Source organism: Cupriavidus pauculus, from assembly GCF_002858765.1.
Lineage (GTDB): Bacteria > Pseudomonadota > Gammaproteobacteria > Burkholderiales > Burkholderiaceae > Cupriavidus > Cupriavidus pauculus_B.
In genome coordinates this window covers 758,397-780,259 of record NZ_PJRP01000002.1, presented here as the reverse complement: position 1 = coordinate 780,259, position 21,863 = coordinate 758,397, and the positions used below count along the sequence as shown (strand labels likewise).

The following is a 21,863-nucleotide window of genomic DNA, read 5'->3' as shown; positions in this document are numbered from 1 at the left end:
ATTCGTCCGTCAGTTGGGATCACATGTGCGAAGGCTCAAGCCGAAAAACTTGTGTGCTGCGTTTTTTATCGTGCCGCGTGGCGGCTACTCGTCTTCCGCGTCGACGGGCCGCCATCCCATCTGACGACGGCGCTGCACTTCCGGCATCAGCCAGCGGTAGCGCGCCTTGTCGTCCTCATTGGCGGTGCCGACCTGAATCGCGGCCAGCAATGTCTCCAATTCGCGCTGCAGCGGGTCTGCCAGCAGCTTGTGTACGGCGCCGTCGAATTCAAGTGTCGCAAGCGCCTCTTCCATTTCTTCTTTCAGCACAGCCGCCCGAGCACCGGCGTAGACATCCGCATAGGGCGTCTGGGCCAGCTGCTCATTGAAGGCCGCGAAATTCATGGTGCCCTGGATACCGTCGCAGGCCGCCACCAGATGCGCCAGGACTTCGGTCTCCGGCCGCTGGGGGTCGAGCAGCAAGGCGCGGGCATCCTCGTCCAGCCGGCCCGCCAGTGACGGATAGCTCATCAAGAGCTGGATCACCTGCTGCTCCAGCCCGGTCGGTGCCTGGCGCCGGGCGCGGGGGCGCGGTTGCGAGAAACGGCCCACGCGCGACGAATCGCTGCCCAGCCCGCACACCGCCTCGATTTCGGCGGGCGTCGTACCGGTAGCATCGGCAAGTTCGCGCACAATCTGTAGCCGCAGGCCACCGGCCGGCATGGCCTGGAGCAGCGGCTTGGCCTCGAACTGGGCGCGGGCACGGCCCTCGGGCTGGCGCAGGTCCTGGTCTTCCGTGACGATCTGGAGCAGGAAGCGCGACAGCGGCATCGCATTCTGCACCTGGCGCGCAAAGGCGTCGGTACCCTCTTCGCGTACGTAGCTGTCGGGATCGTGCTCGGCGGGCAGGAACAGGAAGCGGATGGTCTTGTTGTCAGCCACATGCGGCAGGCAGGCCTCCAGCGCGCGCCGCGCGGCCCGGCGTCCGGCGGCATCGCCGTCAAACGAGAAGACCACGGCATCGGTCTGGCGCAGCAGCTTCTGCACATGGATCGCCGTACAGGCCGTGCCCAGCGTGGCAACCGCATTGGCAAAGCCAAGCTGCGCCAGCGCCACCACGTCCATGTAGCCCTCCACCACCAGCACGTAGCCATTCTCGCGAATGGCATGGCGCGCCTCGAACAGGCCGTAGAGCTCCGTTCCTTTGCTGAAGAGCGGCGTTTCGGGGGAGTTCAGGTATTTTGGCTCACCCTGCCCCATCACGCGACCGCCGAAACCGATGACGTTGCCCTTGGTATTGCGGATCGGGAACATGATGCGGTCGCGGAACCGGTCATATCGGCGCGGCTTGCCGTCGGCGTCGCGCTTGTCCTGGGACTCGATCAGCAGACCATTCTCGACAAGTGGCGCAGCAGTCGCATCGTCGCGGTAGGTGCCGAACACGGTCTCCAGCCCTTGCCAGTCGTCGGGGGCGTAACCCAGCCCGAACCGCACCGCGATCTCCCCGGTCAGACCGCGACCCTTCAGGTACTGGATCGCCTGCGGGGCGCCGCGTAGCTGTTTCTTGTAGAAATCCGTGGCCCGCGACATGGCGTCGCTCAGCGCCACCGACCTGGCCTGCTGTTCCGCGCGCTGGGCGGGCGGCAGGCTGTTGCGCTCCTCGGGGACGGACAAACCCACGGACTGCGCCAGTTCGCGCACCGCGTCAGGATACGACTGACCCGAGTACTCCATCAGGAAGCCGATAGCCGAACCATGGGCGCCGCAGCCAAAGCAGTGATAGAACTGCTTGGTCGGGGATACCGTGAAAGACGGGGATTTTTCGTTGTGAAACGGGCACAGGCCCATGAAGTTGGCCCCGCCCTTCTTCAACTGCACGTACTTGCCCACCACGTCGACAATGTCCACGCGGTTGAGCAGGTCCTGAATGAAGGATTGCGGAATCACCCGACTGACCGTCCTGATGCCAAGGCCTGCCGGACACGCCGGCGGCCATTTTTCTGGAATGCGTGACCGGAACGTCGCCCGGCGGCTATCGAATCATTGTAGTGCAGCCGCAACGGAACGCCGGCCTTTGCCGACATTGGGCCCCAAGTCCCGTCAACCGACCCCCAACTCCGCGCTTTGCGACTGCTAATCCTGCTTATATCTGACGCAACTGTCAATTATTTCGGCGCCAGGGCAGCCTTGACCAGGCCCGACACGGCCGCCATGTCGGCGCGGCCGGCCAGGCGGGCCTTTACCAGACCCATGACCTTGCCCATGTCCTGCGGGCCAGTGGCGCCGGCTTCGGTTACGGCCTTCTGCACTTCGGCCGCCACTTCGGCCTCTGACAGCTGCGCGGGCATATAGGCCACCAGCACATCCACTTCAGCCCTTTCCTTGGCCACGAGATCGTCGCGCCCCGCCTGCTCGAACTGGCTGATCGAGTCCTTGCGCTGCTTGATCATCTTGTCGATCACCGCGGTCACGGCGGCGTCGTCAAGCTCCACGCGTTCGTCCACTTCGCGCTGCTTGATGGCGGCCTGCAGCAGGCGGATGGTGCCGAGGCGCTCCGTTTCGCGGGCGCGCATGGCAGTCTTCATGTCTTCAGTAATGCGGGCTTTCAGGGACATGGCAATCTTCCGAAAAAATGGGTAGCAACTGGGACCATAACGCAAAAACCCGCCGGAGCCATCGCCCGTAGCGGGTTTCTTGCAGAAGCAAAGCGTCGCCAAAAGGGAACGAAGCGCCTCACCGGTCATGTGCGAGAGCGCCGATTGTAGCGCATGGCCTGCGCCACTGCATTGGCGCCGCCTATGCGGAGCCGCTGCGCGCGGCATCGGCCGCCGCCTCGCCTGCCGCCACGGCCGATGCCCAGGCCCACTGGAAGTTGTAGCCGCCCAGCCAACCGGTCACATCCACCACTTCGCCAATGAAATACAGCCCGTCGACGTCGCGCGTCATCATGGTCGACGACGACAGCCCGCGTGTGTCCACGCCACCCAGCGTGACCTCGGCCTTCTTGTATCCCTCGGTGCCGGACGGCACCAGACGCCAGCGGTTCAGCGCCTCGCCAAGCTGGCGCAGCGCCTTGTCCGGCATGTCGGCCACCGATTGCGTGCCCTGCAGCCCCACGGCAGCGCACCAGGCATCGGCCAGGCGGGCCGGCAGGCGCTCGGCCAGCAGGTTGTCCAGATGCTTGCGGCCGCCTTTCTTGTGGCCGATCAGCCAGTCTACCGCGTCCTCGCCGTCGAACAGGTCGATTTCAATCGGGGTGCCGGGCCGCCAGTAGCTGGAGATCTGCAGCACGGCCGGGCCCGACAGGCCGCGGTGGGTCCAGAGCAGGTCTTCCTTGAAGACCCCGGCTGCCTTGCCGCTGCCCGTGGAGATATCGACCTCCATCGACACCCCGGCCAGCGGCACGAACGGCTGCCAGGCCTGGCCGTCGAAGGTCAGAGGCACCAGTGCCGGGCGGGTTTCCACGACCTTCAGCCCGAACTGGCGGGCGATGCGGTAACCAAAATCCGTGGCGCCAATCTTCGGGATCGACAGCCCGCCGGTAGCCACCACGACCGCGCCGGCACGCACGATGCCCTGCTTGGTCAGCAGCAGGAAGTCATCGCCTTCCTTGCGGATCTCGTCGATCGTGCAGCCGGCCTGCCAGCGCACGCCTCCTGCGTCACATTCGGCGCGCAGCAGGTTGATGATGTCTTCGGCGTTGTTGTTGCAGAACAGCTGGCCGCGGTGCTTTTCGTGCCAGCCGATGTCGTAGCGACGCAGCAGGCCCAGGAAGTCCTGCGGCGTGTAGCGCGCCAGCGCCGAGCGGCAGAAATGCGGGTTCGTCGACAGGTAGTTGGCCGGGCCAGCCTGCAGGTTGGTGAAATTGCAACGGCCACCGCCCGAGATGCGGATCTTCTCGGCCAGCCGCGTGGCATGGTCGATCAGCACCACCCGTGCGCCGCGCTGGCCGGCCACGGCGGCACACATCATGCCGGCCGCACCCGCGCCCAGCACCGCCACGTCGAACCGGTCTTTCCTGCCTTGTGTCATGTCACCCTTTCAAGAAGCCGCGATTGTAGCGAATGACGGGCGCCCGAGCGCGTGGGGTCAGGGTATGCTACCCTGCTGGCCTTCCGATTTTTGCCGGCAAGATCGCTGCAGTTGCAGCCCGAAACCGTCCGGCCGCACCAGAATTCCCATGCTTGTCCTCGGTATCGAATCCTCCTGCGACGAAACCGGGCTGGCCCTCTATGACACCGAGGCCGGCCTGCTGGCGCATGCGCTGCACTCGCAGATCGCCATGCATCGCGAATACGGTGGCGTGGTGCCCGAACTGGCGTCGCGCGACCATATCCGCCGCGTGCTGCCGCTGTTGCAGCAGGTGCTGGATGACGCCGGCCGCCAGCGCAAGGACATCGACGCCATCGCCTATACCCAGGGTCCCGGCCTGGCCGGCGCGCTGCTGGTGGGCGCCTCGGTGGCCAATGCGCTGGGCTTTGCGCTGGATGTGCCGATGGTTGGCGTCCACCATCTGGAAGGCCACCTGCTCTCGCCACTGCTGACCGACGCCCCGCCGCCGTTCCCGTTCGTGGCGCTGCTGGTGTCCGGCGGCCACACCCAGCTGATGGAAGTCAAAGGCATTGGCGACTACACGCTGCTGGGCGAAACGCTGGACGATGCCGCTGGCGAAGCCTTCGACAAGACCGCCAAGCTGCTGGGCCTGGGCTATCCGGGCGGCCCTGAAGTGTCGCGGCTGGCCGAATTCGGCAACCCCGGCGCGTTCGAGTTGCCCCGGCCGATGCTGCATTCCGGCAATCTCGATTTCTCGTTCGCAGGGCTCAAGACCGCCGTGCTGACACAGACACGCAAGCTCGGCAACGCCTGCGAGCAGGACCGGGCCAACCTGGCGCGGTCGTTCGTGGATGCCATCGTCGACGTACTGGCCGCGAAGTCGTTCAACGCGCTCAAGCAGACCGGCCACAAGCGGCTGGTGGTGGCCGGCGGCGTTGGCGCCAACCGCCAGTTGCGCGAACGGCTCAACGAGATGGGCAAGCGTCGCAAGGTGGATGTGTACTACCCCGACCTGGCCTTCTGCACCGACAACGGCGCCATGATTGCCTTCGCAGGCGCCATGCGCCTGCAGGCGGCGCCCCAGCTGGCGCGCCATGGCTACGACTACGGTGTCACGCCCCGCTGGGATCTTTCGGATATCCGCCTGCCGGACCCCGCTGGCGCCCAGGCTTCGTAGGAAAGCTCTAATCCGGGCGGCATCCCGACACAAGGCGGTCACAAGCCCGCCGAACAATTTGCGTTCTCTGCATCACATCTCAAAATAACGAGGGAACGCCAATGGATCGCCGCCAGTTTCTGAAATGGGGAAGTTTCGTCACCGTCACGGTGGCCACCACTGGCCTGGCCAGCTGCGGTGGCGACGACAATCCTTCGACCAGCCCCACCACCCCGCCCGCTACCGACCCCGGCAACACGTTCACGTTCCAGCAGGGCGTGGCATCGGGCGATCCGAAGCCCGACAGCGTAATGCTGTGGACGCGCGTCAACGGCAGCAACGGCGGCAAGCCCGTGAACGTGCAGCTGCAGGTGTCCGCGCAGCAGGACTTCGGCACGCTGGTCGTGAACAGCACCCTGTCTGCCCTGCCGGACTGGGATTACACGCTGCGCAACAAGGTGACGGGCCTGTCTGCCGGCACCACGTACTACTACCGGTTCATCGTCGGCAGCCAGACCAGCCCGGTCGGCCGCACCAAGACCGCGCCGGCCGCCGGCACGCCGCTGTCGCAACTGAAGTTTGCGTTCATCACGTGCCAGGACTGGAGCGTGAACCACTGGGCCGGCATGGAAGAACTGCTCAACGAGGACCTCGACTTCGTGGTCCACATGGGCGACTACATCTACGAGACCGTGGGCGCCGCGTTCCAGACCGGCAAGGTAGAGAGCCGCCACGCCAAGCTGACCCTGCCCAACGGCACGGCCACGGCCGACGGCACCTACGCGACGACCATCGACGACTACCGCTACCTGTACAAGTCGTATCGCAGCGATCCGCGCCTGCAGGCGCTGCATGCGCGCTTTCCGGTCATCGGCATCTGGGACGACCACGAATTCTCCGATGACTGCTGGCAGGACCACCAGACCTACACGGCCACCGACGATGCCGAGCCGCGCACCGCGCGCCGCCGCGCGGCCAACCAGGCGTGGTTCGAGTTCATGCCGGCCGATGTCAGCTTTGACCAGGCCGACGCATCGTTCCACAACATCCAGATCTATCGCGCGTTCACATTTGGCGATCTGGCTACGCTGATCATGACCGACGAGCGCCTGTACCGCGCCGACCACGTCATCCCGGAACAGGCGGCCGGCAGCGAGATCGGCAGCCGCTACTTCGTGCCGAAGAGCGCGCTGGCCAGCACCGAAGCCCTCAAGATGACCGGGGCCGGCGGGGCGCTGACGCCGGTATCGATCCTGGGCGACACGCAACGCGGCTGGTGGCAGCAGCAAATGCGCAACGCCACCACCACGTGGAAGCTGTGGGGCAACGAGGTGTCGCTGCTGCGCATGCAGATCGATGGCGCCATCGCCGTCGGATCGCTGATGGCACCGATCGTGATCGGTGCGCTGCCGTCGCTGACGCTCAACCAGAACACGGTAATTGGCGTAATTGCCATGGACCTGACGATCGCGAAGGCCAACGGCACCTATGCCGCCCCGGCCTTTGCCAACCTGAGTGCGGTGCTGACGGCCGCCGGCGCCGTCGCGCCGCAAATCAGCGCGGTCACTAGCGGACTGACCGCCGCGCTGCCGCCGCAGATGCTGATCGACCAGTTCGTGCTGAACGCCGACCAGTGGGACGGCTACAACGCCGAACGCAAGGCGATGATGGCGTACCTGAAGTCACAGAGCATCGGCAACGTCGTGGCGCTGACTGGCGACATCCACGCCTTCTTCGCCGGCCCGGTGATGGACGACTACGACGCCACCACGCCCGTGCCGGTGATGGTGGACCTGGTCACGGCCGGGCTGTCGAGCAATTCGTTCCAGAGCTACTTCAAGAGCGTGGTGGATAGTGACCCGGCCTTTGCCGACGCCAAGGCGCTGGTCTACACCACGGACGGCAGCGGCGCGATGGAGAACACGTTCAACAGCACGCTGGCAACGTTCAATCCGTGGCTCAAGTATGTGAATACCGACGCGCAAGGCTATGCGGTGGTGACACTGACGGCGGCCAGGCTGCGCTGCAGCTTCCACAAGCTCAAGCCGCTGGTGGATGGCGTGGCACCGGCACAGCCGGCGACGGCAAGCGTACAGGTGGTGGAGGTGGCAGCGGGCGTGCCGGCGGTGACGTTGGTTTGATGGCGAATGGCACTCGCCCCTCTACCGCTCGGCGGGAGAGGGGCGCAATACCAATCGTTACTGCACGCGCTTGTCGCGCTCGATCACTGCGTAGGCGCTGTGATTGTGGATCGACTCGAAGTTCTCGGCTTCCAGCGTGTAGGCCACGATGCGGTCGTCGGCGTTCAGGCGCATGGCGATGTCGCGCACCAGGTCTTCCACGAACTTCGGGTTTTCGTAGGCGCGCTCGGTCACGAACTTTTCGTCAGGACGCTTGAGCAGGCCCCACAGTTCGCACGACGCCTCTTCCTCGGCCATGCGCACCAGCGTTTCCACGTCCAGGTCGCCGGCCAGTTCCACCTGCATGGTGATGTGCGAGCGCTGGTTGTGCGCGCCGTACTGCGAGATCTTCTTCGAGCACGGGCACAGGCTCGTGACCGGCACCAGCGCGGTCAGGAACAGGCGCGTCTGGCCGTCGCGCTTCTCGCCAGCCAGCGTCACTTCGTAGTCCAGCAGCGACTGCACGCCCGACACCGGCGCCGTCTTGCTGATGAAGTACGGGAACGACACCTCGATGCGGCCGGCATCGGCCTCAAGGCGCACGAGCATGTCGTCGAGCAGCGCGCGGAACCCGGCCAGGTCCAGCGGCGCGCGGTTGTCTTCCAGCAGCGCCACGAAGCGCGACATGTGCGTGCCCTTCTGGTCGGCCGGCAGACGCACGTCCAGGTTGAACGTGCCAACGGTGCCGATGTCGCCAGCCGGCGTCTTCAGTGTCAGCGGATATCGCACGCCCTTGACGCCCACACGCTGGATCACGATCTGGCGGGTATCGACGCTCGATTGCACGTCGGGCATCACGAAGGCGGGATTGATGTCATTCATCTACGGTTTCCTCCAGGACGGCGCCAGGGGATGACGGCCATCCTTACGGTCGCGGCGTTTTCGCAGGATTTCTCCACGCCGCGCAACGAGTGTGAAACGACGGGTCCGGACAGAAAACCAGGGGGGCGCCGGCCCGCAGCTGCGAACACGAAAATGGGAATGGCGATTCTACGCAATATTGGAAGGTGCTGCCGTGCCCATGCGTAAATCCGCGTATTTCATGCGGACAATGACCAGCCAATGCAGCTTCCTGCCATTTGCTGACAGCCAAAACAAAACCGGCGCGGATGATCCGCGCCGGTTCCGGGTAAAGCGTGCTGCCAGTGGGGCGGTCAGGCGACGCGCGTGGCCACTTTCACCGGCTGCTGGGCCAGCTTGAAACGCTCGCGCACCGAACGCTCGATGCCGGCGGCATCCAGGCCGCACTGCGACAGCAGGAAAGCCGGATCGCCATGGTCGATGAACTTGTCGGGCAGGCCCAGCACCAGCGTCGGGATCTCGACGCCGACCTCGGCCAGTGCCTCGAGCACGGCGCTGCCGGCGCCGCCCATCGTCGCGCCCTCTTCCACCGTCACCAGGTAGTCGTGATTCGCGGCCAGTTGCTTGACCAGGTCGACGTCCAGCGGCTTCACGAAACGCATGTTGGCCACGGTGGCATCGAGCGATTCCGCGGCCGTCAGCGACGGATGCAGCATCGAACCGAATGCCAGGATGGCCACGCGCTGGCCGGCACGGGCCTGGCCTTCGCGGCGGATCTCGCCCTTGCCCAGCGGCAGCGCCGTCAGCGCGGCCTCGGTGGCCACACCCACGCCAGCGCCACGCGGGTAGCGCACGGCGGTCGGGCAATCCTGCTGGTAGGCAGTGGTCAGCAGCTGACGGCATTCCTGCTCGTCGGCCGGCGTCATCACCATCATGTTCGGGATGCAGCGCAGGAACGGGATGTCGTACGCCCCGGCGTGCGTGGCACCGTCGGCGCCCACCAGTCCGGCGCGGTCCAGCGCGAACACCACCGGCAGGTTCTGCAGCGCCACGTCGTGGATCAGCTGGTCGTAGCCGCGCTGCAGGAACGTCGAGTAGATCGCCACGACCGGCTTCAGGCCTTCGCAGGCCAGGCCGCCGGCAAACGTCACGGCGTGCTGTTCGGCGATGCCCACGTCGTAGTAGCGGTCCGGGAAGCGCTTCTCGAACTCCACCATGCCCGAGCCTTCACGCATGGCCGGCGTCACGCCAACCAGGCGCTTGTCGGCGGCGGCCATGTCGCACAGCCATTCGCCGAACACCTGCGTGTACGTCTTGCGCGACGGCTTGGCCGACGGACGGATACCTTCGGCCGGATTGAACTTGCCCGGGCCGTGGTACAGGATCGGGTCGGCCTCGGCCAGCTTGTAGCCCTGGCCCTTCTTGGTCACCACGTGCAGGAACTGCGGGCCGTGGCCTTCCAGGGCGCGCTGGCGAATGTTCTGCAGCGTCGGCACCAGCGATTCCAGGTCATGACCGTCGATCGGGCCGATGTAGTCGAAGCCGAATTCCTCGAACAGCGTGGCCGGCACGACCATGCCCTTGGCATGTTCTTCCAGGCGCTTGGCGAATTCGAGCACCGGCGGCGCCACCGACAGCACCTTTTCGATGCCCTTCTTGGTGGCCGCGTAGAACTGGCCCGACAGCAGGCGGGCCAGGTGCTTGTTCAGCATGCCCACCGGCGGCGAGATCGACATGTCGTTGTCGTTCAGCACCACCAGCATCGGCAGGTCCTTGTAGACCCCGGCGTTGTTCATGGCCTCGAAGGCCATGCCGGCGGTCATCGCGCCGTCGCCGATCACGGCGATACCCACGCGCTTGTGGCCCATCGTGCGCGCGCCCAGGGCCATGCCCAGCGCGGCCGAGATCGAGGTCGACGAGTGGGCCGTGCCAAAGGTGTCGTATTCGCTTTCCGAGCGACGCGGGAAGCCGGAGATACCACCGTACTGGCGCAGCGTCGACATGCGGTCGCGGCGGCCGGTCAGGATCTTGTGGGGGTAGCTCTGGTGACCCACGTCCCAGACGATGCGGTCGCTGGGCGTGTCGAATACATAGTGCAGCGCAATGGTCAGTTCCACCGTGCCAAGGTTGGACGACAGGTGACCGCCGGTTTGCGAGACCGATTCCAGCACGTAGGCGCGAAGTTCGTCGGCAAGCGTGCCGAGCTGGCGGCGGTCCAGCTTGCGCAGGTCCGCGGGGTCGTCGATGTTGTTGAGCAGCGTGTAGGTCATGATGTCCGTTCGGCCGCCGGATTCTGTGTGTCCGGCTTTTCAGTTCAGTTTGAGCGCAGCACGATCAGGTCGGCCAGTTCGGCCAGCCGGCCGGCGCGTGCGCCGAATCCCGCCAGCGCCTCGTGGGCGTCGGTGCGAAGCTGGGCAGCCAGTTCGCGTGCGGCATCCAGACCAAGCAGCGACACATAGGTCGGCTTGTCGTTGGCGGCATCCTTCCCGGCGGTCTTGCCGAGCGTTGCCGTATCTGCGGTGACGTCGAGAATATCGTCGACCACCTGGAAAGCCAATCCCACGGCCGCCGCATATTGGTCAAGCGCCGCCAGACCGGCCGCATCGATGTTTCCGCACAACGCTCCCATGCGCACGCTGGCACGCAGCAGGGCACCGGTTTTCATGCGGTGCATGCCTTCCAGCGCGTCGCGGCTCATCGCCAGGCCCACGTTCTGCAGGTCGATCGCCTGGCCGCCGCACATGCCCACCGAACCCGACGCCATGGCCAGTTCGGCCACCAGCTTCAGGCGCGCTTCGGCGCCCAGCACCGGCACTTGGGCCAGCGCGATGAACGCCTGGGTCTGCAATGCATCACCCACCAGCAGCGCCGTGGCCTCGTCGTAGGCCTTGTGGACCGTTGGCCGGCCGCGGCGCAGGTCGTCGTCGTCCATGCAGGGCATGTCGTCGTGAACCAGCGAATAGGCGTGGATCATCTCGACGGCGCACGCAGCGGCATCGCAGGCCTCGGGTGTCGCACCCGCCACCTCGCCCGCAGCATGCACCAGGAGCGGGCGTACCCGCTTGCCACCGCCGAGAACAGCATAGCGCATGGCCTCGTGCAGCGTGTGTGGAATTGTGTCCGTGGACGGCAGTGCTGCGTCCAGGGCGGCCTCGGTCCGGGCGCCTTGCGCCCGCATCCAGGTAGCGAAATCGCTCATTCGAAATCTGCGCTGTTGTTATCGGAACGTGGCTCACCGGCCAGGGGTTTCAGGGCGTCGCCTTCCAGAACCTTGACCTGCTGGGCCACCCGTTCCAGGCTTTGCTGACAAAAACGGACGAGTTCCGCGCCGCGACGGTACGCGGTCAGGGACGCTTCCAGCGGCAGTTCGCCGCTTTCCATGCTCGCCACCAGGGTTTCCAGCTCGGCCATTGCGGCCTCATAGGAAGCCGGCGGCGCGCTGGCGACCGGCGATTCTTCAGGCTGGACCGGGGCGGTCGTCGTTCTTGGCATGTCGGGCCTTGATCAGGGGAATTCGCGATTTTACGCCAATCCGGGGGCGGGCCGCAGAACAGTCTTATCCACTTGCTGGATAGCGGGTGTGCGGATCGTGCACTTAGCACTGCCTTTTGACAGCGAAGTGACGTGTGCGCCCGGGTCGTCTTTCGGAATGCGGCTGAAGGGGCACCTCCATGACGACCCGGGTCGACTTTTTCGCTAAAAACCCAAAAAAATCAGTCCCTTGATTTTTGGGCTCGGGTACAATCCCCGGCTCGTCAGCGAGTTCCGACCGTTGCGTCCAGGACGCACTTTCCCGCCTGCCAAACTGGTCGGGCCGAAGGGGAAACGGCACGGATCCCGATCGTCTGACACGGTTTCCCAAATCGATTCATTTTTCGATGGTTGGGTTGTTCACTGCTTTCGCCTGTTCATAGGGAGTGGGGATAATGTCCAATCTCAGCACCGCGCTCAAGCTTGCGCCGGCTGATTCGCAGTTGCCCGTCGACGTCTACTTTGACGAGGCGCTGCATCAACAAGAACTCGAACTGCTGTTCAAGAAGGGCCCGGGCTACGTCGGCCACACGCTGATGGTGCCGGAATCCGGCGACTTCCAGACGCTGGCCGCCGAAGACGAGGGCCGCATGCTGGTGCGCAACCCGGATGGCATCGAACTGCTGTCCAACGTCTGCCGCCACCGCCAGGCCATCATGATGAATGGCCGCGGCAATGCCAAGAACATCGTCTGCCCGCTGCACCGCTGGACCTACGACCTGCAAGGCGAACTGCTGGGCGCGCCGCATTTCGCGGAACAGCCATGCGTGCGCCTGAACCGGTCGCCGCTGCAGAACTGGAACGGCATGCTGTTTGAAGGCGAGCGCGACGTCCGGGCCGACCTGGCGCGCATGGGCGTGGCCGAAGACCTGAACTTCGACGGCTACATGCTCGACCACGTGGAAGTCCACGAGTGCGACTACAACTGGAAGACCTTCATCGAGGTCTATCTGGAGGACTACCACGTCGTGCCGTTCCACCCGGGCCTGGGCAGTTTCGTGTCTTGCGACGACCTGAAGTGGGAGTTTGGCGAGCAGTACAGCGTGCAGACCGTTGGCCTGCACAAGGACCTGCAACGCCCGGGCAGCCAGACGTACCAGAAGTGGCATGACGAGGTGTTGCGCTTCAACAACGGCAAGCTGCCGAAGCATGGCGCGATCTGGCTGACCTACTACCCGAACATCATGGTGGAGTGGTATCCGAACGTGCTGTGCATCTCGACGCTGCACCCGATCGGCCCGCGCAAGACCCGCAACGTCGTGGAGTTCTACTACCCCGAGGAAATCGTGCTGTTCGAGCGCGAGTTCGTCGAGGCCGAGCGCGCCGCCTATATGGAGACGTGCATCGAGGACGACGAGATCGCCGAGCGTATGGATGCTGGCCGCCTGGCGCTGATGAAGCGCGGCATCAGCGAGACCGGCCCGTACCAGTCGCCGATGGAAGACGGAATGCAGCACTTCCACGAGTGGTATCGGCGCGCGATGGACTACAGCAAGCGCTGAACGTTCGCAAGCCGGGTGCGGTGATCGCCCCAAAACTGTGGACAACACGAAACGGACCGTGAAAACGGTCCGTTTTGCATTGGAGCGCCGATCGACGCACTGATAGAATCGCTGACTTAATCGTTGCCTTATCAACGATTTTTTTCTGTTCCGCCCCCTTCCACGCCCTTCTTTCGCCGGTTTCGCCATGCAATCGCTCTGGATGTTGTTTGCCGCCTTCGCATTTTCATTGATGGGGGTGGGGGTCAAACTGGCGTCCGAGCTCTACACCACGGGCGAGATCGTCTTCTACCGCAGCCTGATTGGCGTGACGATCATGTGGATCCTGCTGGCGTCGCAGGGCACGTCGGTGCGCACGCCGCACATGGTCACCCACATCAAGCGCAGCATCTTTGGCGTCACCGCCCTGCTGCTCTGGTTCACGTCGATCACCCTGCTGCCCCTGGCCACGGCGATGACGCTGAACTACATGTCGCCCGTGTGGATCGCGCTGATCCTGGGCGCCGGCGCGGCACTGGCCGGCACGCGCGGCGGCACCGACAAGAAGCTGATCGGCGCCATCCTGCTGTCGTTCGCAGGGGTGATCTGCCTGCTGCAACCCTCGGTAGGCAAGGACCAGCTCGCGGGCGGCATGATCGGCCTGGTGTCCGGCGTGTTCACGGCGCTGGCCTATGTGGAAGTGCGCCAGCTGGGTCAGCTTGGCGAACCCGAAGGCCGCATCGTGTTCTATTTCTCGGCCGTGGGCCTGGTCTGCGGCCTGGTGTGGATGCTCTTTACCGGCGTCAGCCACCACACCTGGCACGGCGCGGTGCTGCTGCTGGCCATCGGCGTCCTGGCCACGCTGGGGCAGACGTCGATGACGCGCGCCTACAAGCGTGGCAACACGCTGCTGACGGCCAACCTGCAGTACGCGGGCATCGTGTTCTCGAGTCTGTGGGGCATGCTGGTCTGGGACGACAAGCTCAACTGGATCTCGTGGCTGGGCATGGCGCTGATCGTGGCCAGCGGCATCGCCACCACGCTCACGCGCGCCCGCGACACCGACAAGCATCCCACGCCGGCCACGCCGGTCAAGTCGCCCGAGGCCGAGGTGCATCCCGAGGTCTGACGCGCCCCCGGATACGGCGGTGTAGCATTGGCATCGACTTCCCACTCAACGCGAGACAGGTTCTTCATGCCATCACCGCTGATTTCCGCCATCGAACTGGACCAGCTGCGTGCCTCGGGCAAGCAGCACGTGGTCGTCATCGATTGCTCGTTCGACCTGACCAACCCTGCCGCCGGCCGCGAGATGTACCAGCAGGACCATGTGCCCGGCGCGTTCTACCTGCATCTGGACAATGAGCTATCCGGCCCGAAGACCGGCGCCAACGGCCGCCATCCGCTGCCCGATGCCGACCTGTTCGTGACCCGGCTGCGCGCGCTGGGCGTCAACGACGATACGCTGATCGTCGCCTACGACGCGCAGGGCAGCATGTACGCCGCGCGGCTCTGGTGGCTGGCGCGCTGGGTGGGCCACGGTGCCGTGGCGGTGCTCGACGGCGGCAAGGCGGCCTGGCTGGCAGCAGGTCTGCCACTGGAAGCGGGCGCCACGCCCGACCCCGAGACCGGCGGCAATCTCACGCGCCGCGCGCCGCTGGTGCGTACTGTCGATGCCTCGGCTCTGCTGGAAAACCTGGGTCAGCCGGCGCTGCTGGTGGTCGATGCACGGGCGGCCGACCGCTTCCGCGGCGAGAACGAAACGCTCGACCCCGTTGGCGGCCATATTCCTGGCGCGGCCAATCGCTTCTTCAAGGACAATCTGGCTGCCGATGGCCGCTTCAAGCCGGCCGACCAACTCCGCGCGGAATTCGGCCAGGTCTTCGGCGGCAAGGCGGCCGAAGACACGGTCATGCAGTGCGGCTCGGGCGTGACGGCCTGCCACAACCTGCTGGCCATGGAAGTGGCCGGGCTGGCCGATGCGGCGTTGTATCCGGGGTCGTGGAGCGAATGGTGCGCCGACCCGAAGCGTCCGGTGGCGACGGGTAGCGCCACCTGAGAGGCCAGGCGGCCAGAAAAAAAAAGCGGCGTCAGTTTGACGCCGCTTCCGTTTTGGCCTTCGAGTGGCCATGTGCGTGCTGCTCATGCACGCCATTGGTGATGAAGACGATTGCCGCGATACCGGCCGCCACCAACACCACCTGCACCGCCGATTCCTTAAGTCGCGGCTTGCGCTGCATCTGCGGCATCAGGTCGCTCACGGCGATATAGACGAAGCTGCTCGACGCAATCACCAGCACGTACGGAATCCAGCCCGTCAGCTGGTCCAGCAGGAAGTAGCCAACAATGCCGCCCAGGATGGCGGCCAGGCTCGACAGCAGATTGAACGCGAAGGCCCGCGCCTTCGAGAATCCCGCGTTCAGCAGCACGATGAAATCGCCCACTTCCTGCGGGATCTCGTGCGCGGCAATGGCCAGCGCCGTCACCAGACCGATATGCGGATCGGCCAGGAACGCGGCGGCGATCACGATGCCGTCGGCAAAGTTGTGGAACGTGTCGCCCACCAGGATGGTCAGGCCGCTACGGCCCGCTTCCTCGCGGTCATGGCCGTGATGGTGATGGTGCCCGTCGCCCTCGTGGTGATGCGAGTGGCGCAGCAGCGAAATCTTTTCAAGCAGGAAGAAGCCCAGCAGCCCGGCCAGCAGCGTGCCGAACAGCGCACGCGGATCGGCGCCAGACTCGAAAGCCTCGGGCAGCGAATGGAGCAAGGCCGTCGCCAGCAACACACCCACCGAGAAGCTCACCATGCGCTCCACCACGCGCGAAGCCACGGTCAGCGACAGCAGCGCCGCGCCGAAAATGCTGCCGACGCCCGAAATGGTCGCCGCCAGCAAGATATACAGAAGCGTGGAATGGATGATGAACTCCCGGACCGGCCCCTGCCCGCCAACCGGGCAGTCGTCGCCGACTGACTACGCTCGCGCATTAACGCAACATGGTTGCAAAAACGCGAAAGTCCGCATTGTACGTACGTCGGCGCCTTCTTTGCAATCACCCGCGCGAACGGGGGCCATTCGGCCGCCCGGATCAAGCCACCTTGTGTTCCTTGAACCAGGCCAGGCAGCGTTGCCAGCCGTCCTTGGCCGCGGCTTCCACGTAGCTGGCCCGGTAGTCGGCGTGGAATGCGTGGCCGGCTTCCGGATAGACCACGAAGGTCGACGCCTTGGCATTCGGGTTCGACGATTCGGCCAGCGCGGCCTTCATCTGGGACACATGTTCCTGCGTGATGCCGGTGTCCTTGCCGCCGTAGAGACCCAGCACCGGCGCGTGCAGGTCGCCGGCGATGTCGACCGGATTCTTCGGCTTCAGCGCGTTCGGCTGGCCCACGAGCTGGCCATACCACGCCACGCCCACCTTCACGCGCTTGCTGTGCGCCGTGTACAGCCACGTGATGCGCCCGCCCCAGCAGAAACCGGTAATCGCCAGCCGGTTCACGTCGCCGCCATTCGCGGCCGCCCACGTCACGCACGCGTCGAGGTCGCCCATCACCTGCGCGTCGGGCACCTTCTGGATGATGTTGGCCTGCAGTTCCTGAATCGTGCCATAGCTGCTGGGGTCGCCCTGGCGGGCAAACAGCTCGGGGGCGATGGCGAGATAGCCCAGCTTGGCGAAACGGCGACAAATGTCGGCGATATGTTCGTGGACGCCGAAGATCTCGCTGATCACCAGCACCACAGGCAGGTTCTTCTTGCCTTCGGGCTGGGCGCGATAGACCGGCATGTTGAAGCCATTCGACGGCACCGTGACTTCGCCGGCGGTCAGGCCGTGGAAATCGGTCTTGATGGTCTGCGCGGTCACCGGCAGCACGGCTGCCGCGAAGGCCGAGCCCAGCGCGGTCTTGACGAAACTGCGGCGGTCGAACGACTGACCGGGAACGAGGCTTTCGACTTCGGGCTTCAGCATGAGGGGTCTCCTTGGCATCGAGGGCGCCGCACGCGTGATCTGGCAAGTGACGCAAGCGCGGCGCCGTCGATTCTAAGCAAACATGGCCGCCAGCGCACGCCTGGGCATGCGTTGGCGGCCATCGGTCTTGATCCGGCTTGATCCGGCTTGATCCGGACCTAAGCCTGTCGGCCCGATGCCTGTCGCGTCAGTGCAGCTTCACGCGCGGGCTGGTCTTGCTGCGCAGCCAGTGCGTCACGGTGTCGAGCCCCATGCCGATGGCGCCGTGCAGCGCCAGCACGTGCATGCGGTACAGCGACGTGTACATGAAGCGCGCCATCAGGCCCTCGATAAACATCGAGCCGCCGATCAGGCCACCCATCAGGCTACCCACCGCGCTGAAGTGCCCCAGCGACACCAGCGACCCAAAGTCCTTGAAGCCGAACTTCGGCAGCGGCTTGCCATCGAGCCGGGCACGCAGCGCGTTGTACAGGAACGTGGCCTGCTGGTGCGCCGCCTGGGCGCGCGGCGGTACCGTGGTCTGCTTCTCGGCCCACGGCGCCGCCGCGCAGTCGCCGAATGCGAAGACGTCCGGATCGGTTTCGGTCTGCAGCGTCGGGCCCACCACAAGCTGTCCCATCTTGCTGACCGGCAGGCCCAGCGTGCGCAACACGCCCGGCGCCGTGATGCCGGCCGCCCACACGGTCAGGTCCGCATCGATGCGCTTGCCGCTGGCCGTCAGCACGGCATCGCCCGTCACCTCGGTCACGCGCTCCGACGTGAACACGTCGACGTCGAGCTTGCGCAGCAGCTTGGTGGTCTCGGCGGAGACACGCTCCGACAGGGCCGGCAGGATGCGCGGGCCAGCCTCGATCACATGGATGCGCACATCGCGGCGCGGGTCCAACTGGTGCAGTCCATACGCATTGAGCACGTGCGCGGTGTTGCGCAACTCGGCCGACAGCTCCACGCCCGTGGCGCCGGCGCCGATGATGGCCACGTCCACCTGCGGCCGGCCATCCGCGCCAATACGCCCCTTGCCGTTCTGGGCGCGCACGCAGGCCGCGATCAGCTTGCGCCGGAAGCGTTCCGCCTGATCCACGGTGTCCAGCGCGATGGCGTGCTCTGCCGCACCCGGCACGTTGAAGAAGTGCGTGATGCAGCCGATGGCCAGCACCAGCGTGTCGTACGGCAGTTCGCGCGCGGGCAGCAGTTCGGTGCCATCCTGATCCATGCAGGCCGCCACGTTCACGATCTTGCGTGCGCGATCGATGCCGGTCAGTTCGCCTTGCTGGAAGTCGAAATGGTGCCAGCGCGCCTGCGCGGCATATTCAAGCTGGTGGGTATTCGGATCCATGCTGCCGGCGGCCACTTCGTGCAGCAGCGGCTTCCAGATGTGCGTAGGCATGCGGTCGACCAGCGTGACCTGTGCGCGTCGCGACTTGCCCAACTTGTCGCCAAGACGCGTGACGAGTTCAAGCCCGCCGGCCCCGCCGCCGACCACGATGATCCGGTGGGGGAGGTTCAAAGGACGCGGCGTCACGCTGACTTGCGTGCCGCCTGCGGTGGTGTCGATAGGAGTGGGGGCGCTTTCCTCTCTGCCTTGTGCGTTGCTCATGGTCTACCCGATGTTTTCAATTTGAAAACCGGTGCAGGCCCCTGCGGCGTCTTTCTGTTGTGGTCTCGCACCGCGAGGCCGATGTTCTGTGTGCGGCTGGTACTGCAAAAAACGGCTGGTTCGCTGCCAGTGTGCTGCAGAGCAGCACGGCTGGCAAGCCTTCCAGCGTCGATTCAGACAGTACTTCTTTGCATACATCGGCATCGCGCGGGAGACAACCGCAACGCGGCGATCTGTGCCCCGCCGGGGCACGCGCGACTGTGCTGGCGGCGGCCCCGGGGAAGTGCGCCCCTGGTGCCCCGGGGGTGCGCCCGCTAGTGCGCTTCTTCCCAGTTTGCGCCGCTGCCCACTTCGGCCACCAGCGGCACGTTCAGCGTCGCCACCGCGCACATCAACTCGGGCAGCTTCGTCTTCACAAGGTCGAACTCGGCCTGCGGCACTTCGAGCACCAGTTCATCGTGCACCTGCATGATCTGGCGCGACCCGAGCCTGTCGGTTTCCAGCCAGTCCTGCACGGCGATCATCGACAGCTTGATGAGGTCGGCAGCCGTGCCCTGCATCGGCGCGTTGATGGCGGCGCGCTCGGCGGCCTGGCGGCGCGGCCCGTTGCCGCCACGGATGTCGGGCAGCCAGAGGCGACGGCCGAACACGGTTTCGACGTAACCCTGATCGCGCGCCTTCTGGCGCGTTTCCTCCATGTAGTTGGCCACGCCCGGATAGCGCATGAAATAGCGGTCGATATAGTGCTTGGCCGCCTCGCGCTCGATACCCAGATTGCTGGCCAGGCCGAACGCGCTCATGCCGTAGATCAGGCCAAAGTTGATCACCTTGGCGTAGCGGCGCTGCTCGCTGGTGACGGCCTCGCGCTCCACTGCAAAGATCTCGCCGGCCGTGGCGCGGTGGATGTCCTCGCCGTTGGCAAAGGCGCGCAGCAGGTTATCGTCACCCGAGATATGCGCCATGATGCGCAGTTCGATCTGCGAGTAGTCGGCCGACACGATCACATTGCCGGGCCCCGCGATGAAGGCTTCGCGGATACGGCGGCCTTCCTCGGTGCGTACAGGGATGTTCTGCAGGTTCGGATCGGTCGACGCCAGCCGGCCCGTCACCGCCGTGGCCTGGCCGTAGCTGGTATGCACGCGGCCGGTCTTCGGATTCACCATCCTGGGCAGCTTGTCGGTATAGGTCGACTTGAGCTTCGACAGCCCGCGGTAGTCCAGCAGCAGCTTCGGCAGCGGGTAGTCCTCCGCCAGCTTCTGCAGCACCTCTTCGTCGGTCGACGGCGCGCCGCTGGCGGTCTTCTTCACCACCGGCAGCTGCATCTGGGTAAACAGGATCTCGCCGATCTGCTTCGGCGACCCCAGGTTGAACGGCTGGCCGGCGGCCTCGTGCGCGGCGCGCTCGGCTTCCAGCATGCGTTGGCCCAGCGACGCGCTCTGCGCGGCCAGCTTGTCGGCGTCGATCAGCACGCCGTTGCGCTCGATCTTCTGCAGCACCACCGACACCGGCATCTCGATGCCTTCGTAGACGTACTTCAGGCCTTCTTCGCGTTCCAGCTGCGGCAGCATCTTGCGATGCAGGCGCAGCGTGACGTCGGCGTCTTCGGCCGCGTATTCGGTGGCGCGCTGCAGGTCGATCTGGTCGAAGCCGATCTGGCTGGCGCCCTTGCCGCACACCTCTTCGTAGGTGATCGTCTTCAGGTTCAGCAGGCGCTCGGCCAAGCTGTCCATGCCATGGTTGCGGTACGACGCCAGCACGTAGCTTTCCAGCATCGTGTCGTGCGCGATGCCGCGCAGCGTAACGCCGTGGTTCATGAACACGTGCGCGTCGTACTTCAGGTGCTGGCCCAGCTTCATGCGCGATGGATCCTCCAGCCACGCGCGCAGCTTGTCCAGCACGAATTCGCGCGACAGCTGGCCGTGATTTTCCGCGCCGGCCACGTCGGGGCCGCGATGTGCCACGGGGATGTAGGCGGCCTCGCCCGGCTCCACCGACACCGAGATGCCCACCAGCTCGGCCAGCATCGGGTCGAGCGACGTGGTTTCCGTATCGACCGCCACGAGCGGCGCGTCGACGAGCTTCTGCAGCCACGCATCGAGCGCGGCTTCGGTGGTCACCGTTTCGTAGCGGATCTCGCCCGGCGGCAGGTCTTCGGCGGGCTGGTCTTCGGCGGCACCCGGCGCGGCATCGAACAGACCGCCCTGCGCCGGTTGCGGCGCGGCGCGGGCCGCGGCGGCGCGCGCGTTCGGCAGCGACTCGCCGGTGGCTTCGCGCAGCCAGGTCTTGAAGCCGTAGCGCTGGAAGAACGCCACCAGCTTGTCCTTGTCCTCGCCCAGGTCGTGCAGCGCGTGGAAGTCGGCCACGGCGCCACTGAGATCGCAATCGGTCTTGACCGTCACCAGTTCGCGCGCGCGCGGCAGCCAGTCCAGCGTATTGCGCAGGTTCTCGCCCACCACGCCCTTGATGCCGTCGGCGCCAGCCATGATGCTGTCGAGCGTGCCGTACTCGGACAGCCACTTCACCGCCGTCTTGGGGCCCACCTTCGGCACGCCGGGGACGTTGTCCACGGCATCGCCGATCAGCGACAGGTAGTCGACAATGCGCTCGGGCGGTACGCCGAACTTGGTCACCACGCCGGGCGGGTCCAGAATTTCGCCGCTCATCGTGTTGACCAGCGTGACGCTGTCGTTGACCAGCTGCGCCAGGTCCTTGTCGCCCGTGGATACCACGGTACGCACGCCCTGCTGGGTGGCCTGGCAGGCCAGCGTGCCGATCACGTCGTCGGCTTCCACGCCTTCCACGACCACGATCGGCCAGCCCAGGGCGCGCACCGCCTCGTGGATCGGCTCGATTTGGCGGACCAGGTCTTCGGGCATCGACGGACGATGCTCCTTGTAGGCGGGATATAGATCATCCCGGAACGTCTTGCCCTTGGCGTCGAAGACGCAGGCGATATACTGTGCCGGGTAATCGTTGCGCAGCTTGCGCAACATGTTGATCATGCCGTAGATTGCCCCTGTGGGCAGACCTTCGCCATTCCTCAGGTCCGGCAGCGCGTGATACGCGCGATACAGATAGCTCGACCCATCGACGAGCAAGAGTGTTTTTGGACTATCCGACAT

16 protein-coding genes are annotated in these 21,863 nt (G+C 65.4%); 5 read left to right on the top strand and 11 right to left on the bottom strand.

Annotation, left to right across the window (positions count from 1 at the left end; translation table 11 throughout):
• Nucleotides 1–84: 84 nt before the first annotated feature.
• The 3 genes from dnaG to CYJ10_RS08410 form a co-directional block, all read right to left on the bottom strand.
• Nucleotides 85–1,926: a DNA primase gene (gene dnaG, locus CYJ10_RS08420; protein WP_101681027.1), complete on the bottom strand. Its 1,842-nt coding sequence runs from the start codon at nt 1,924–1,926 to the stop codon at nt 85–87.
• Nucleotides 1,927–2,144: 218 nt separating this feature from the next.
• Nucleotides 2,145–2,594 (bottom strand): GatB/YqeY domain-containing protein, encoded by a 450-nt coding sequence (locus CYJ10_RS08415; RefSeq protein ID WP_101681026.1) that lies wholly within the window; start codon nt 2,592–2,594, stop codon nt 2,145–2,147.
• A gap of 181 nt (nt 2,595–2,775) precedes the next feature.
• Entirely contained in the window at nt 2,776–4,011 is a 1,236-nt protein-coding gene (locus CYJ10_RS08410; RefSeq protein ID WP_101681025.1) for a BaiN/RdsA family NAD(P)/FAD-dependent oxidoreductase, read from the bottom strand.
• Nucleotides 4,012–4,159: 148 nt separating this feature from the next.
• Here CYJ10_RS08410 and tsaD point away from each other — a divergent pair, with 148 nt between their 5' ends.
• Nucleotides 4,160–5,209, top strand: a complete 1,050-nt coding sequence (tsaD, locus tag CYJ10_RS08405; protein WP_101681024.1) for a tRNA (adenosine(37)-N6)-threonylcarbamoyltransferase complex transferase subunit TsaD — start codon at nt 4,160–4,162, stop codon at nt 5,207–5,209.
• Nucleotides 5,210–5,310: 101 nt separating this feature from the next.
• Nucleotides 5,311–7,329 (top strand): alkaline phosphatase D family protein, encoded by a 2,019-nt coding sequence (locus CYJ10_RS08400; protein WP_101681023.1) that lies wholly within the window; start codon nt 5,311–5,313, stop codon nt 7,327–7,329.
• A 57-nt stretch (nt 7,330–7,386) separates the two neighbouring features.
• On the opposite strand, the gene folE2 is transcribed toward CYJ10_RS08400, so the two are convergent.
• The 4 genes from folE2 to CYJ10_RS08380 all read right to left on the bottom strand — a co-directional run bounded on the left by folE2 (nt 7,387) and on the right by CYJ10_RS08380 (nt 11,661).
• Complete coding sequence (gene folE2 / locus CYJ10_RS08395; RefSeq protein WP_101681022.1) at nt 7,387–8,190, bottom strand: GTP cyclohydrolase FolE2; 804 nt, start codon at nt 8,188–8,190, stop codon at nt 7,387–7,389.
• Between the two features lie 332 nt (nt 8,191–8,522).
• Nucleotides 8,523–10,439, bottom strand: coding sequence for a 1-deoxy-D-xylulose-5-phosphate synthase (dxs, locus tag CYJ10_RS08390; protein WP_101681021.1), 1,917 nt, complete (start codon nt 10,437–10,439; stop codon nt 8,523–8,525).
• 44 nt (nt 10,440–10,483) lie between these two features.
• Nucleotides 10,484–11,368: a polyprenyl synthetase family protein gene (locus tag CYJ10_RS08385; protein ID WP_101681020.1), complete on the bottom strand. Its 885-nt coding sequence runs from the start codon at nt 11,366–11,368 to the stop codon at nt 10,484–10,486.
• Nucleotides 11,365–11,661 (bottom strand): exodeoxyribonuclease VII small subunit, encoded by a 297-nt coding sequence (locus CYJ10_RS08380; RefSeq protein ID WP_101681019.1) that lies wholly within the window; start codon nt 11,659–11,661, stop codon nt 11,365–11,367. Before CYJ10_RS08380 ends, CYJ10_RS08385 begins: the two co-directional genes overlap by 4 nt.
• 434 nt (nt 11,662–12,095) lie before the next feature.
• Here CYJ10_RS08380 and CYJ10_RS08375 point away from each other — a divergent pair, with 434 nt between their 5' ends.
• From CYJ10_RS08375 to CYJ10_RS08365, 3 genes are all read left to right on the top strand, one after another.
• Entirely contained in the window at nt 12,096–13,202 is a 1,107-nt protein-coding gene (locus CYJ10_RS08375; RefSeq protein ID WP_101681018.1) for an aromatic ring-hydroxylating oxygenase subunit alpha, read from the top strand.
• Nucleotides 13,203–13,389: 187 nt separating this feature from the next.
• Nucleotides 13,390–14,310, top strand: a complete 921-nt coding sequence (locus tag CYJ10_RS08370) for a DMT family transporter (RefSeq protein WP_101681017.1) — start codon at nt 13,390–13,392, stop codon at nt 14,308–14,310.
• 66 nt (nt 14,311–14,376) lie between these two features.
• Entirely contained in the window at nt 14,377–15,240 is an 864-nt protein-coding gene (locus CYJ10_RS08365; protein WP_101681016.1) for a sulfurtransferase, read from the top strand.
• A 31-nt stretch (nt 15,241–15,271) separates the two neighbouring features.
• Here the strand turns inward: CYJ10_RS08365 and CYJ10_RS08360 are convergent, their stop codons facing one another.
• The 4 genes from CYJ10_RS08360 to polA all read right to left on the bottom strand — a co-directional run bounded on the left by CYJ10_RS08360 (nt 15,272) and on the right by polA (nt 21,863).
• Nucleotides 15,272–16,084 (bottom strand): ZIP family metal transporter, encoded by an 813-nt coding sequence (locus CYJ10_RS08360; RefSeq protein ID WP_153945546.1) that lies wholly within the window; start codon nt 16,082–16,084, stop codon nt 15,272–15,274.
• A gap of 184 nt (nt 16,085–16,268) precedes the next feature.
• Entirely contained in the window at nt 16,269–17,144 is an 876-nt protein-coding gene (locus CYJ10_RS08355) for a dienelactone hydrolase family protein (RefSeq protein WP_101681015.1), read from the bottom strand.
• Nucleotides 17,145–17,331: 187 nt separating this feature from the next.
• Complete coding sequence (locus tag CYJ10_RS08350; protein ID WP_101681014.1) at nt 17,332–18,741, bottom strand: NAD(P)/FAD-dependent oxidoreductase; 1,410 nt, start codon at nt 18,739–18,741, stop codon at nt 17,332–17,334.
• Between the two features lie 314 nt (nt 18,742–19,055).
• A complete protein-coding gene (polA, locus tag CYJ10_RS08345) occupies nt 19,056–21,863 on the bottom strand; it encodes a DNA polymerase I (protein WP_101681013.1) in 2,808 nt (935 codons plus the stop codon).

Bases quoted from the DNA above. Each gene is read 5' to 3' on its own strand.
- CYJ10_RS08415 (WP_101681026.1), bottom strand. From the start codon at position 2,594: ATGTCCCTGAAAGCCCGCATTACTGAAGACATGAAGACTGCCATGCGC.
- CYJ10_RS08410 (WP_101681025.1), bottom strand. From the start codon at position 4,011: ATGACACAAGGCAGGAAAGACCGGTTCGACGTGGCGGTGCTGGGCGCG.
- tsaD (WP_101681024.1), top strand. From the start codon at position 4,160: ATGCTTGTCCTCGGTATCGAATCCTCCTGCGACGAAACCGGGCTGGCC.
- CYJ10_RS08400 (WP_101681023.1), top strand. From the start codon at position 5,311: ATGGATCGCCGCCAGTTTCTGAAATGGGGAAGTTTCGTCACCGTCACG.
- folE2 (WP_101681022.1), bottom strand. From the start codon at position 8,190: ATGAATGACATCAATCCCGCCTTCGTGATGCCCGACGTGCAATCGAGC.
- dxs (WP_101681021.1), bottom strand. From the start codon at position 10,439: ATGACCTACACGCTGCTCAACAACATCGACGACCCCGCGGACCTGCGC.
- CYJ10_RS08385 (WP_101681020.1), bottom strand. From the start codon at position 11,368: ATGAGCGATTTCGCTACCTGGATGCGGGCGCAAGGCGCCCGGACCGAG.
- CYJ10_RS08380 (WP_101681019.1), bottom strand. From the start codon at position 11,661: ATGCCAAGAACGACGACCGCCCCGGTCCAGCCTGAAGAATCGCCGGTC.
- CYJ10_RS08375 (WP_101681018.1), top strand. From the start codon at position 12,096: ATGTCCAATCTCAGCACCGCGCTCAAGCTTGCGCCGGCTGATTCGCAG.
- CYJ10_RS08370 (WP_101681017.1), top strand. From the start codon at position 13,390: ATGCAATCGCTCTGGATGTTGTTTGCCGCCTTCGCATTTTCATTGATG.
- CYJ10_RS08365 (WP_101681016.1), top strand. From the start codon at position 14,377: ATGCCATCACCGCTGATTTCCGCCATCGAACTGGACCAGCTGCGTGCC.
- CYJ10_RS08355 (WP_101681015.1), bottom strand. From the start codon at position 17,144: ATGCTGAAGCCCGAAGTCGAAAGCCTCGTTCCCGGTCAGTCGTTCGAC.
- CYJ10_RS08350 (WP_101681014.1), bottom strand. From the start codon at position 18,741: ATGAGCAACGCACAAGGCAGAGAGGAAAGCGCCCCCACTCCTATCGAC.
- polA (WP_101681013.1), bottom strand. From the start codon at position 21,863: ATGTCGGATAGTCCAAAAACACTCTTGCTCGTCGATGGGTCGAGCTAT.